Origin of the sequence: Olivibacter domesticus, from assembly GCF_900109575.1 — a bacterium.
Classification (GTDB): Bacteria; Bacteroidota; Bacteroidia; order Sphingobacteriales; family Sphingobacteriaceae; genus Olivibacter; species Olivibacter domesticus.
The window spans coordinates 449,156-462,876 of sequence record NZ_FOAF01000001.1 but is presented as its reverse complement, the minus strand read 5'-3'; the positions used below and the strand labels follow the sequence as shown (position 1 = coordinate 462,876).

The window sequence follows — 13,721 nt, the reverse complement described above, 5'->3', positions numbered from 1 at the left end:
TTGGTACCTATAACAATAGATATTCATTACCTCAACTAAATTTTGTTAGGATATCGAAATAAATTCTTATAATTGTTAGTGGATCAAGCATAATGTCTATTCACCAACAATTATAAACGTACAATTGTACTGGCTAACCCTGATATAGTAAGAGTAGTAAAAAGCAATATTATGGAGAATAAGACGACATTTTCTACTATGGCTATTGGATTAAAAGTGTTTTACATCGGCATGCTAGTCGGCACATTTGATATACTTGCTGCATTGACAAATTACTATATTTCAACAGGTAAGAATCCCATGGTGATTTTCAAATATATAAGCAGCGGGATACTAGGGACCGATGCTTTTGCCGGTGGTACCGCTATTATTTTAATGGGCTTGTTGCTTCACTATATTATAGCATTATCATTTACAATACTGTTTTGCATACTCTACTACCATATAAAATCACTATCAAACCATAAAATTTTTACTGGAATCGTGTATGGAATTTTTATATGGGCCATTATGAATTTGATCGTTGTTCCACTTAGTCATACACCAAAAAGTCCTTTCGATACCCTTCATGCAGTAAAAGAACTGCTGATACTGATCTTCATGATAGGATTACCCCTTTCCTTTTTAACCGGTCGTTTTATTTTTAAACCCAGAACATAACAAGAGCAAACCTCATGACATTTGCCCTTGTCATTCATCATCCAAAAAAATTGAAAATATTCGACAGATAAATTAATCATTTTCAATTGGAAAAGTAGCTCTTGAAGGGATTTCCCGTACTTCAACACTCCCTCCGTATACTAGAATCGGACAGTCTTTAGCGAGTTTAAGTGCATTCTCTATACCACTGGCACGAAGAATAACATTGCTTACTACTCTTAAGTTATTAGCAACAACAGGTTCTTTTTTCACCAATTTACCGACTCCCGCCACAACATAACTTTCACCGGGAAAAGCAAAGCTATACACATATACACCTTCTTTTTTCCAATTATCAATCACTTTAGTCCATTCCGGACCCACGGCTTTCGCTTGTTCGGTCGAATAATTTAATGGTACCCGCACCAATAGGCTAAATTCTTTCATTTTGGTCATTTCTTTCATTTTTGTTTTGGAGTTGTCAATTTGAGCATACGAATAAAAGCCCAGTAACACCAAGCCCATTATTCCAGATAAATGAGGTAGTTTCATGTCTTATGTTTTTTGTTTACAAAATTGGGACAAAGGGAAGTCGCTTCCTTGTAAAAAATCATTGATTTAACGAAACATTATTTATTCAAGAAATCTGTAGTACATAATTAGTTTTCCTCTCAAACTATTAACTAATAAGATTGTTAAATAGCTTGAATTAAAACCTAAATATTAATGCCATGGACGATATTACTTTTGCTAAGGCCTTTATTGGAGAATTAGAGGCCGAGAAAACTGCTACAAGACAGTGCTTAGAGCGTATTCCACAAGAACTATTCACATGGAAACCCCATTCAAGATCAATGGAATTGGGTTATTTATCTTTATTAGTTGCGGAAATTCCAAAATGGATAACACATATGATATTGAATAACAATATTGACTATGCAACATTTGAGCACTTTAAACCACAAAATTCGCAAGACCTAGTTAATCATTTTGATGAAAACGTAGAAGAAGCCAAGATAGCTTTGCATTCAATTAAAAGCGGAGATCTTGATGGTAAATTCGAATTAAAGGCAAATGGTCAGGTAATGTTTAGTACATCTAAACGTAAAAGCATTGAATCTACCATAAATCACCTAGTTCATCATCGAGGGCAACTCACAGTGTACATGCGATTAAATGATATCAGCGTACCTTCAATCTACGGACCGTCGGCAGATACCACATTCTGATATTTTGTGCATAATTTAAGTATACAATTACGGTATAAAACTGAAAATTAAATATTTTCAGTTTTCGTTTTAGAAGTATCTACCGGATGCTTACGCCAATAGTTTGCCAGTAAAGAACCAGAGATGTTCATCCATGGGCTAAATACTGCTGCTGCCAATCCAACAGTGGCCAATTTACCCATGCTACCTGCCAGACCTGAAGCCATGCCACCATTTTGCAGTCCCACTTCAAAAGCGATCGTACGAGCCGAATTTTTATCCAGCTTAAATAAGCGAGCAAGCCAATAGCCAAAGAAATACCCAGCACCATTATGCAGCACAGAGGCCAGAAATAACAACAAGCCTACATGCAACAAATTATCTCTCCCAGCGGCTGTTGTAACCGTCGTAAAATAAACGATGCCGAACATAGACAAGTAAGGAACGTACTGATCTATATGGTTAAACTTCAGATAAAGCAGGTGATATAATGCTCCCACAATAAAGGCTCCTGTAAAAAAGTTAAATACCGTTAGAGACTGCATTGAAGGGACTGATAGATAGTTATTCAACTGATCCCATAAAAATAAATACTGGCAGACTAACCATAATATACAAACAACTGCTATTCCAGCAGTTACACGCTTGCCTTTCGATGAAGCTTGCTTTAAGTAATCATGTAAAAGTGCGGCACCGATAGGGACAATTACAATTTGGATAATCTCCAGCATCATCGGTAAAAACTTAACCTCAATGAGCGTTCCGGCTAATAAGCGCATTAATAGCGGGGTTAAAAAGGGAGCAACCAAGGTAGCCATAGCCGTAACCGTAACAGATAATACCAGATTTGCCTTTGCCAAGTAAACCATTACATTAGATGCTAATCCACTTGAACAAGAACCGATTAGAATAATACCGGCTGCTATCTCCGCATCAAAATCAAACATACGCGTTAATAGAAAACCAATTAATGGCATAATAGAGAAATGACAGATAAGACCTATCAATACACCCTTACCTGTGCTGCCCAATCCTGAAAAATCACGAATGCTCATCTGTATTCCCATTCCGAACATAACCATCTGTACAATAATCAGAATGAGCCACTTATTTCGAAGGTCAACATTTCCCCATTTTAAAAATGCATGTGGATAAATCATTGCAGCAACCACAGCCACAATGATCCACGCGGTATATTGGTAATTTTTCAGGGCTTCAATCCCCCCTATTCCAACGGCAAATGTAACCACCATACAAACTGCTGCCGGTTGCCAGACAGACATACTGTGCATTATCAGTCCGCTCAATAAAACGATGAGCGATAAGAAACTTATACTCAAACAGATTTTTTGCAATAGCTTCATGTTAGTGGTTTATTGTGAATTGGCAATGTATTGAATGGCGTTTGGCGGACTAGCAACAATAGGCACTTTTTTATCTTCACTACTTAATGTGTCTACCACGCGCGCCATACTTGCTTGCGCTAATAATATCACATCCACCTGCTTAGACAGTTCACGCAGCGCATTAGCAACCAATGTATCATGCCTTGCTGTGTCACCACTCATAAGGGCATCAAAGGCTCCCTCACATAGTTTGGCTGTCAATTCAATTTCTTTGTTAGCGAGGACGGCTCGACGTTTTACTAAATCACTGGTAGGTTCTAAAGTCGTCTGCAGTGTTGCAATGACCCCTACGCGCTTACCTGCTTGTACCGCCAGATCAGCCATGGGTTGATCTACTCTCAATACCGGAATGCTCACCTTCTCAGCCGCGGCCTCTACAGCCGCACCTATGGAAGAACAAGTTACCAGCACATAGTCCGCTCCAGCATCTTCAGCCGAAGCGACATAATCTGCTACACGTTTATAAATCGATGTCCCTACTTCGCCGTTTTTTGCAATAATATTCTTGACCAAACTGTCATCAACAATATTGAAGATCGTTATACCAGGCAAATATTGTTGGCAGAGTTGTTGAAAAACAGGTATCAAAGTAGCTGATGTGTGAATAAGTCCTAATGTTTTCAATTCCATTTTCATTCAAATTTTATGAGGTTTTCCCCTCCAGTACAGTTATAAAATAATCTTTGCTCCCCACCTGTCCGCCTTTAAAATTCACCTCTATGCCATTTACAACAGACTCAGGTGCGTATGCCTTGCACAAAGGTGCGCCCGGTGAAACAGGAGCGATCATCTCCACAGCCTCGATACCCATTGTACGAGCAACGAAGCTAGACGTATCACCACCAGCAATCACTAAGCGTTGCAAATGTATTTCTTCAGCTACACCTAAAGCAATTAATCCCAAAATCTCACCATAAAGCAGTGCTGTTTTTGCCCGTATTTCTTCATCGGTAAGGCCCTGTTCGCTTAGGACATGATATGTTTCTTCGATTCTCGGATCATGACTACCTAAGCTAGAATGTGCAATGACGGCATGGCCTTTTTGAATAAGTCCAACTATCTGCTCGACATAATATTGTAGAGCTACGCCTCCATTTACAGAAGAAGCGGTAGCTATCGCGGAAATGGCTACTTCTACAAAACCATGCTCCAGGGCAAAGTTTATTTGTTCAGCTGTAACGGGCGAGCAGCTACCGGATACAACCAACATGCTTCGAGCTCTACCGGCCGCTTCCCAATTTTTTTTTTCTCGCGTTAATCCCTTTTCTTTCCAATATTCTCCCAAAGCCATTTCGATACCCGACGAGCCTATGGAGAATAATGGCTTAGCTACGTCAGCAAAGTCATCCATTAATTGTGCAATAGGTAATAACTGATCTACATACAAAGCATCAAACAAAACGATCGGACTACCTTTGTCTATATACTGTTGCAATTTTTCGTAGGCTAGTTCTTTTTTGAATTTAATGGTTAAAATATCCATCAATTCAATGCGTTGTGTAGTTTGTTTAGCGATATGTAGGCGTAAATCGCCTTCCTCCATTGGTGTAACCGGGTGGCGGCTCATGGAAGGGTGACGGTCCAATCGATATATTTCACCCTGGCTCCCAATACCCATACGCGCAAAAAGGTTGCCGAATACACAATATCTGCCCAGCGCTGGTGCCGCCACCAACAATGGAATAAATGCGGCATTAAAAACCTGTTTCCCCACATCTGCTGCTTTACCGATACTGCCAATCGTTGGAGAAGAATCAAATGTCGAGCAAACCTTATAATGTACATGTGGTGCGCCAAGCATCTTCAGAGCTGTAAATGCTTCAAACAATTCCCTTTCCATTACAGATGGTGGCATCGCTCGGCTCGCACCAGCTACACCGATCGCTTGCACCTCTTTATAATTCGCTAATTTCTCTTGTGTAGGTGGTTCAATAAAAAGTATTGTATTTACGCCAGCACGGCTAAGAAATTCCAGGGCATCCGTTGAACCGGTAAAATCATCACCGTAGTAAGCCAATAAAAGAGCTTGCTTGCCTATCATCTTATGCTTTAACACCAAATTTTTGAACCGATTTAGAAAATTCTGCGTACTGATGCCTTGCTTCTTCCAAGGTTAAGCCGTTGACTGCCCCCTCCCATGCCTGTTGCAATGCCATTACACCTCCAGCAGGTCCATCTGGATGCGCCATGATTCCTCCCCCTGCCATATAAAGTAAATCGGTTGTTTTTGTACGGCTATACGTTTCGAAAGCCTGTCCTCCCCATTGGCCCGATGATATTACGGGGAGAAGCGTCTCACCTCTAAATAAGGGTTTCAAACATGCTTCAATTGACCGTACAACCGAATCATCCGATTCCCAAAATTTATTTTGAATACCGTTCACATGGAGCTGGTCGACACCAGCCAAACGCCATAATTTTTGATAGGCTGTAAATTCAATTCCTAATAGTGGGTGACGGTTTAACATCCCCCAACCATTACGATGTCCATGAATAACCAATTTTCCCTGATCACATATTTTCTTCACACCTGTAAGTCCTACGCTATTCACACTGATCATGGCACAAGTACCCCCCGCTTTTAGTACATATTCATACCGTCGTAACATATTATCCAATTCATCGCTGATATTGAAAGCGTACATAACTTTTTTCCCATTCTTATCCGCTTGATCGTTAATCACCTTCATGATCGCATCTACTCGATCTTCAAACTTTGAATTGGCAGCAGATGATTGTAATTCGTCATCCTTAATAAAATCAACACCTGCGATTGCCAACTTTTTTACTAAAACAGCTGTTTCTTCCGGCGACATTCCTATGCTAGGCTTTATAATGGTACCAATCATAGGACGGTCATATACATCCATGCTTTTTCTTGAGCCTGCAATACCAAAACGAGGTCCATTAAAGTGTTCCTCATAAGAAGGCGGTAGATCAATATCCATCAATTTCAGTCCGGTAAACTGACTCAGTTCATACAAATTACCTTGCAAAGTGGATAACAATAAGGGTAGATTATAACCGAAATTTTCGATCGACCAAGAAATTTCAATATTTGCACGATGGTATGAAGTAGCAACGACTTTATTGCTTGGAATAGACGGTTCCTTAACAGACTCCAACAAAGTAATGTTTTCAACTCGTGCTGCAAAGCGTTGCTTCAGTTCTTCCGTTTCGCCTGGAATCTTTACAAAAGTGCCAGATGATTGCTCACCGGCCAAAACATGCGCTGCCTTTTCAAGTTCATTAGGTGTTTCTATATAATACTTTGCCGTAATTCTTTCCATAAATAAAGTTTAAACCAGCTAATCCTTCGAATGGTAGCGTGTGCCTATAATTGAGGCGCAACTATCCTCCTTAATTTTTGATGAACTACATAAATAATTCACCATCATTATTAAATTAAATAGATTAGATTTATGCTGACAAATTTATTAGCAAGATCAATAGGCGTATTATAGCATATATGCAAGGTATTGTAGCATATTATCTTTTACTTATTAAAGGGCGGTTAACCACCCTCTAATTCCTAGACAACAGATACAGCCGCCTTTCCATTATTTTGTAACAATAGTAATTTCGCCACCATTACGAAATAAATTATGCGACACAAAATAACCTTCATTTGGTTTTCCATTCACTTTTATAGCGCTGATGGCCCTTCCCTTTTCGGGCTTTTTAATGGTTAGCATTTTTCCATTGCTCGTTCTCCATTTCACCTCATCAAACAGCGGAGCTGTAACAATATATTCGGCGTCAGTTGCTGAAAACGGATATAGGCCCAATGCACTGAACACATACCATGATGACATTTCACCTGCATCATCCATTCCGCAAAGCGCCAAGCCGTCATCGCCGATTCCGTATAGATTATTTAAAATATTATCGATTATTTTTTGAGACTTTTCCGGTTTCCCTATAAAGTGATAAGCAAACGGCGCCTCATGATCCGGCTGGTTACCATGACAATATTGCCCTATCATTGTTTCAACATTTCTCGCAATGTAGGTAGGATTCCATGGCACTGTAAACAGGGAGTCCAGTTTTGATTCAAATCCTTTTTCTCCACCATACAATGCAATTAATCCTTTCATGTCATGCGGGGCAAAAAAAGAAACCTGCCAAGCGTTTGCTTCTCGGTACATATATTCATAGTAAGGGTACTGCGGATTAAAATTCTTAATCCAATCACCATTTTCTAATCTGCCCCTCATAAACCTGGTAGTTGGATCAAACATATTTTTATAATTCTTCGATCGAGCCATTAATATCCTATAATTGGCTGTGTCACCTAACTCCTTAGCTAATTGAGCAACCGAATAATCGTCGTAGGCATATTCCAAAGTTTTCGAGACGCCTGCCTTTGCCTTTGTTTCTACATGCGGATTGGGAATATCAGGATCAGCGATATAGCCTTTCTGAATATATTCTTCAATATATGGCCGGGCACCTCCCGCTACATTAGCATTTTTTAACAATATCTCATAAGTCCCCCTCACATCAAAATTATCAATTCCTCTCAAATAAGCACCTGCAATAGAGGAGGCACCATGATCACCGTGAAAAAAAGTAGGAATAAATCCTGTTTTGTCCCCTACATCCTTCATTGATTTAATAACATCAAGTGTCACCTGAGGTGAAATTAGACCTAACAGCACATCCTTATTCCGATAGGTATCCCACAAAGAAGGCTCCGTATAATAATTAAAGTCGGCTTTATCTACTTTTTCCTTTGCATCCGTAAATTCTCCATTTACATCACTGCGCAACGCCGGCCATAAAAATGATCGGTACAAGCAAGAATACAGCATTTCTTTCTGTTTATCCGTTCCACCCTTCACTTGTATGGACGACAACAGGTTCTCCCACTCTTGGGTTCCTTTATTACGAATTTCAGTAAAAGATTTATCGCCAATCTCCTCTTCCAGATTCTCTTTTGCATTTTCAACACTTACAAATGACAATCCTATTTTAAGTTCAACGGGGCCTGTATTTCCATTAACTAAATGCGCCACGGCAAACCCTGTAGACTTACCCTCCTCCTTTTTTTCTAATTTTTCAATAGCAGTGTTCAGGACAGCATAAAAGTAAATTCTTTCCCCCGTTTGCTGATACCCCTGTAAAACAGACGTTCCCTGTTGCTCAATACTCCATGTTGATACGCGATTATTGGCTTTTGCCAGATCAAAAAGTATTTGACGGTCTCTATTGTTTTTATATTCATATTGATGATAACCGCATCGTAATGTAGAAGTTAAACTAACATTAACATCGTAATCATCAAGATATACTTGATAGAAGCCAGGAGCGGCATGTTCATTTTTATGCGAAAACTTCGAACCAAATTTGCCATCGGAATTTGAAAGAGGCAAAACAGGAACATTACAAAGATTCCAATGACCTTTATTGGTGTGCGTAAAGCCATAAATAACAGTATCTTCATATTCATATCCTGCACCCGATCCGTATTCAGTAATAGGGCTTAATTGCACCATCGCATTAGGCAATGAACTGCCAGGAAATGTAAGTCCCGCCCACGATCTCCACCCTTCTGGCAATTCATAACCAAGAATTTTAGGATCAGTAAGAGGAGCCGTACCAATAAAGGTATTTACGTATTTTGTATAAGAGGTTTCTGTTTGGCTTTTACCTGCTATTGGTGTAAGCAGCAGTATCAATATAAAGCTTAAAAGGTTTTTAGTATAGACGCTCATTTATTTTCGGTTCTTCTCCAAATATATATAATACACCTATTTTAACTTATATATGTTAGAAATGTTACAGTAAATCATATCTTATCAAGACATATTTTACGCAGGACCTTTTAAGTTTTTTAGAATTACCATTCGCAAATGTTCTTCATGTTCATCGCCCCATTTACCAAGAGCTGCAATAACAGGGATAAGGGTTTGCCCAAATGTCGTTAGATTGTATTCTACTTTTGGTGGAACTTGTGGGTAGATAATTTTGGCTACCAATTCATGCTCTTCCAATTCTTTCAACTGCATATTTAACACACGTCGTGAAGCATCCGGAATTTTGCGTTGAAGTTCGCTCGGGCGCTTACTTCCCTGATGGATAAACCAAAGTAAACGTATTTTCCATTTCCCATAAATGACCTCAGCAATTAAATCGAGACCACAATTCAAACTTGGTTGTATCTTTCTTTCATACATAATACAAAAATAGTAGTAAACGTTATTTAAATTCAAATGAGAAAAATTTATCCCTATATGAATCGGTTTTCCCTACTTGTTAACACCGTATATATAAGTCACATTTGTACAATTTAATATTATAAATATGCAGATAAATTATCATTTTAATAATGAGCTGTCGGGAAAAACAGCATTAGTTACAGGTGGTACAAAGGGAACAGGAAAGGCCATTGCGGAACGACTTGCCGCTGCTGGAGCAACGGTGATCGTCACTGCCAGAAATCCGCCGCCATTTGCTGAAAAAAACTTCCATTTTATTGCTGCCGATATCAGTCAATCAGCGGGCACTACTAAAGTGATAAATGAAATTATCGCTACTTACCATAAGCTGGATATCCTTATAAACAATATGGGAGGATCAACTACACCAGGAGGAGGGTTTGCTGTTATAAGTGATCAGAATTGGGAAGATATGCTACAAACAAACTTACTTGCCGCAGTTCGTCTTGATAGAGGGCTTTTACCTTCTATGATTGTTAACGGATCAGGAGTGATCATACATATTGCGTCTATTCAGGCAAGATTGCCACTATATGATTCCACACTTCCCTATGCAGCTGCCAAAGCTGCACTGGTTAACTACAGCAAAAATCTTTCGAAAGAAGTGTCACCAAAAGGCGTTAGAGTATTAACCGTTTCACCCGGTTGGATTGAAACAGACGGAGCCAAAGGTATGATGACAGAAATATCTGGACGATTAGGTATCACTATCGAAGAGGCCAAACAAAATGTGATGAGTAGTTTAGGTGGAATCCCTATGGGGAGACCATCCAGACCAGAGGACATTGCCGAACTAATAGGATTTCTGGTATCCCCAAGAGCAAGCTACTTAAGTGGTACTGAATATATTATTGATGGAGGTACCATTCCAACAATTTAGTGTATCATTAAACAACGAAAGAGGAACTGTGCATGGTCACTTCTGGAGCCTTTGTTGAAAAAATAATTACACCGTATAATGCCCGCAATTTTTTGTATTTACTTTAAGAGAGCGGGCTTTTTGTTAATCGCAATTGTGGAATATTTCTTTAGCGCGAACAAATAGACCCAAGCGATAAAAAATAGCTGTAAGGGAATTCTAAACCACAAGTAAACCGGGCCCGGGCCGTCAAAGCTAGCCGTTTCTATGTTTACATGGTGAATAGCCCCATAAATATTAGCAGGTAATATCAATATAAAAAACAAGATGAGCAATCGCGCTGTCAGCGCCTGAAAACGCGGTATTAAAAGGCCTACGGCGGCGAATAATTCTAAAAACCCTGTGAGATATACCATTTCTAATCGATAAGGTATAACATCAGGCAACATCATGGCTAGTCCGTGAGGAAATTTGAATCGCCCAATAAAGGCAACCACTAGCATGGCCGACATCGCAATTTTCCCTGCCAAAGCAAACTGATACTCTTTTCTTAATATCTTCAGTACAACCAAAGAAATAATAAAAACCACTAATAAAACAATTTCAACCATGATATTTTTTACACAAAGATCGATGACATTATAAATTCAAACAATGAACCTAGGTTAAGAATTTTTCTTTTAGCCTTATACTAAAGATGCTATCAATTCTGTTAAAACAGAAGCTATTACGAAGTAGGGTATTAGCAAAATCTAATTTAAACAGAAAGTATTTGACATTTTTTTCAATTTTGTCTATTGTACTCTATTGTTAATTTGAATAATATTGTAATCAAATAAATCCCTTAACATGATATTGCCCAATACTGATTCCCCCTTTCGGATTGAACTCTCTTTCGATCAGCTTATCCGCGATTTGGAGGAAAAAGTAAGCACCCAGGAAGCAAAGGATCAGGAAAAGTATTTGCTTCAACGAGTACATACCTATCCACAGTTGCGCAGTGGTATAAAAAATGCTGAGGAACTCGAAAATCATAAATCTATATTAGCCGAGTTACTTAAGCCACTCTTTCCAACATTGCTGGGTGAAAACGAAATTAAAGCTGTCAATATCCCTTATACCAATATATTCTTTAACCACACAAAGCGGTTGGAAAAGATTTTAAAAGCGGCCGGCTCTGATTTTGAGATCAATATCAGAGATTTTGGTGAGCACGAATTCTACATAATGAGCTGTTGTATCATATTAAATGAGCTTTACGGAACTCAACTTGATTTCAGCAAACCGCTTTTTTATGATGTTCCGGACAATAATGGAAACATTAAACATTATCGCATTTTATATAATGCTGACTTTTTAGACATCGTTCCTACAGCCACATCAATCACCTTAACCGAAGCCGATATTGAACAACTGATAGATAACTTTGATGACATTTCCCTTTGGAAAAAATTATTTCCAAACGAAAGTTATATCTTAAAAGGTTTTGCTATCATTAACCTGTTTGACGCAACAATAGAAAATGCTGTATCCATCTTCAAAGAGAATTTTTCAACTGAAAATGCTAAAAACATATTAAAGAACACAGAACGTATATTAAAAACCATCTATAAGGTATCCGATATCAGCTGTGGTTTGATGTTATATAACGAAGAGCAAGATGTATTCAGTAAGCCGGCCTTTGCTCCTGATCTTCGAAGCTATTTACTCCGAAACACAGCAGAGCTTATCGCCATTAATGCACTTCACGCAGATCTACATAAATTACTTTTTACATATAAAAGAAATTTTGCACTCGCTTCTTTAGATAAGGTAAACCATTTACAAGAAGATAACCTATTTAAAAAGACATTTTTAAAATATAAAGGCAGTTTGATACTGGCGCCACTCATTCTTGACAATAAAGTCATCGGTATCCTTGAAATTTTGTGCCCGCGCGATAGAATTCTTAATAGTATAAATGCCCAGAAATTAGAAATATTTATGCCCTACTTCAGCGAGGGGGTGCAGGAGTTAATCACCGAACACCAAAATCGTGTGCAAGCCATCATCCAAGATCAATATACAACCATTCATAAAAGTGTATATTGGAGATTTAAACAAGAAGTAGAAGCCTATATTCAAAAAAAAGAAAAGAACAATGATTACAAATTACATGAAATCATTTTCAATGATGTATATCCGCTATATGGGCAAATTGATATTAAAGGTTCTTCTGAAACCAGAAACAGAAGCATTCAGTTAGACTTAAAAAAACAATTGATAAGTGTTCGCAATATTCTTGAAAAAATTAAAACCGAGAATGCTAAGAGGCTTGATCTTTCGGAAGCGGCAATTGCAACTGAACGTTATTTTTCTGAACTTACTGGAACGTTTAAAGTATCTACGGAACAAGAGATTTCCACTTTTTTATTGCAAAAAATACATCCGCTCCTTAAAAGTATACAGGCGTCAAATCTTCAGGATGAAATAAAGAAATACTTCCGGAACACATTACAGAAAGACGGCTTTTTTCATCTTAACAGGAGACTTTACGACGAAACCATCACCACTATTAATGAAAGGCTGAGCAAAACAATAGATAAAAGTCAGGTGGAAGCCCAACAAATAATTCCACATTATTATGAAAGATTTAAAACAGATGGCGTTGATCATAATCTATATGTAGGTATAAGTATTTCACCTGAGACAGGTTTTACGGCGCGTCATTTATATGCTTTGCGATTCTGGCAACTGGAGACATTAAGCGATATGATTGAAAAGCATGAAAACCAGAAAGCAGCTTTGCCCTACCCTCTTGGAGTTACCGGGTTAATTCTTGTATATCACTCACCTATTTCAATCCGATTTAGAATGGATGAAAAGAGATTTGATGTTGATGGCACTTATAATGCCCGGTATGAAATCGTTAAGAAGAGAATTGATAAAGCCTTTATAAAAAACACAAAGAAAAGGATTGTACAAGAAGGAAAAATAACCATCGTATACAGCTCTGAGATAGAAGAAATGGAATACCTAGGGTATATAAACCGATTAAAAAATAAAAGGGGAAGGAGTTTCGAAATAAGACAATTTGAGGTTGAAGATCTTCAGAGCATTTCTGGTTTAAAAGCCATTCAACTTCCGGTATGTTAATATAAAGTATAAAGGGCTCTAAGTTGATCGACTTAGAGCCTTTCACGCAGTTTTCCTTATAAAGTTTACGCTAACGCGTTCCTGCCTTATAATATAACACTGCTACTGCTTTCTGATAATTTGCAATTAGATTTTCTCTCTTGATCCGTATATCGATGAGTTTCGTCTCTCGTGCCTAACTTTAGCCGTCGCAATTTAACGTTTGGTCGATATTATAGTCGTTTAGTCAGCTTAAAATGTGCGTTGGTAGAAA

12 protein-coding genes are annotated in these 13,721 nt (G+C 38.3%); 4 read left to right on the top strand and 8 right to left on the bottom strand.

Annotated elements, in window-relative coordinates; translation table 11 throughout:
- Positions 1-171: 171 nt before the first annotated feature.
- The gene (locus BMY50_RS01845) at positions 172-660 is read left to right on the top strand and encodes a hypothetical protein (RefSeq protein ID WP_202907725.1); all 489 of its coding nucleotides are present in this window, start codon (positions 172-174) and stop codon (positions 658-660) included.
- A 72-nt stretch (positions 661-732) separates the two neighbouring features.
- Here the strand turns inward: BMY50_RS01845 and BMY50_RS01840 are convergent, their stop codons facing one another.
- The gene (locus BMY50_RS01840; RefSeq protein ID WP_093317543.1) at positions 733-1,191 is read right to left on the bottom strand and encodes a YciI family protein; all 459 of its coding nucleotides are present in this window, start codon (positions 1,189-1,191) and stop codon (positions 733-735) included.
- A 179-nt stretch (positions 1,192-1,370) separates the two neighbouring features.
- Between BMY50_RS01840 and BMY50_RS01835 the strand changes: the two genes are divergently transcribed.
- Complete coding sequence (locus tag BMY50_RS01835) at positions 1,371-1,868, top strand: DinB family protein (RefSeq protein ID WP_093317538.1); 498 nt, start codon at positions 1,371-1,373, stop codon at positions 1,866-1,868.
- 47 nt (positions 1,869-1,915) lie between these two features.
- On the opposite strand, the gene BMY50_RS01830 is transcribed toward BMY50_RS01835, so the two are convergent.
- The 6 genes from BMY50_RS01830 to BMY50_RS01805 form a co-directional block, all read right to left on the bottom strand.
- Entirely contained in the window at positions 1,916-3,211 is a 1,296-nt protein-coding gene (locus BMY50_RS01830; protein ID WP_093317533.1) for a bile acid:sodium symporter family protein, read from the bottom strand.
- 9 nt (positions 3,212-3,220) lie between these two features.
- Positions 3,221-3,883, bottom strand: coding sequence for an aspartate/glutamate racemase family protein (locus BMY50_RS01825; protein ID WP_093323472.1), 663 nt, complete (start codon positions 3,881-3,883; stop codon positions 3,221-3,223).
- A 13-nt stretch (positions 3,884-3,896) separates the two neighbouring features.
- The gene (locus tag BMY50_RS01820; protein WP_093317528.1) at positions 3,897-5,294 is read right to left on the bottom strand and encodes a four-carbon acid sugar kinase family protein; all 1,398 of its coding nucleotides are present in this window, start codon (positions 5,292-5,294) and stop codon (positions 3,897-3,899) included.
- A gap of 1 nt (position 5,295) precedes the next feature.
- Positions 5,296-6,543 carry a ribulose-bisphosphate carboxylase large subunit family protein gene (locus BMY50_RS01815; RefSeq protein ID WP_093317524.1) on the bottom strand — a complete coding sequence of 416 codons (1,248 nt, stop codon included), beginning with the start codon at positions 6,541-6,543 and terminating at the stop codon, positions 5,296-5,298.
- Positions 6,544-6,813: 270 nt separating this feature from the next.
- On the bottom strand, positions 6,814-8,970 hold the full coding sequence (locus BMY50_RS01810) for a GH92 family glycosyl hydrolase (RefSeq protein ID WP_093317516.1): 2,157 nt from the start codon (positions 8,968-8,970) through the stop codon (positions 6,814-6,816).
- 96 nt (positions 8,971-9,066) lie between these two features.
- The gene (locus BMY50_RS01805) at positions 9,067-9,432 is read right to left on the bottom strand and encodes a winged helix-turn-helix transcriptional regulator (RefSeq protein WP_093317513.1); all 366 of its coding nucleotides are present in this window, start codon (positions 9,430-9,432) and stop codon (positions 9,067-9,069) included.
- Between the two features lie 127 nt (positions 9,433-9,559).
- On the opposite strand from BMY50_RS01805, the gene BMY50_RS01800 reads away from it, so the two are divergent.
- Positions 9,560-10,354, top strand: a complete 795-nt coding sequence (locus BMY50_RS01800) for an SDR family oxidoreductase (RefSeq protein ID WP_093317509.1) — start codon at positions 9,560-9,562, stop codon at positions 10,352-10,354.
- Between the two features lie 98 nt (positions 10,355-10,452).
- On the opposite strand, the gene BMY50_RS01795 is transcribed toward BMY50_RS01800, so the two are convergent.
- Entirely contained in the window at positions 10,453-10,944 is a 492-nt protein-coding gene (locus BMY50_RS01795; protein WP_093317506.1) for a DoxX family protein, read from the bottom strand.
- Between the two features lie 238 nt (positions 10,945-11,182).
- Between BMY50_RS01795 and BMY50_RS01790 the strand changes: the two genes are divergently transcribed.
- Positions 11,183-13,468, top strand: a complete 2,286-nt coding sequence (locus BMY50_RS01790) for a hypothetical protein (RefSeq protein WP_093317501.1) — start codon at positions 11,183-11,185, stop codon at positions 13,466-13,468.
- Positions 13,469-13,721 lie beyond the last annotated feature (253 nt).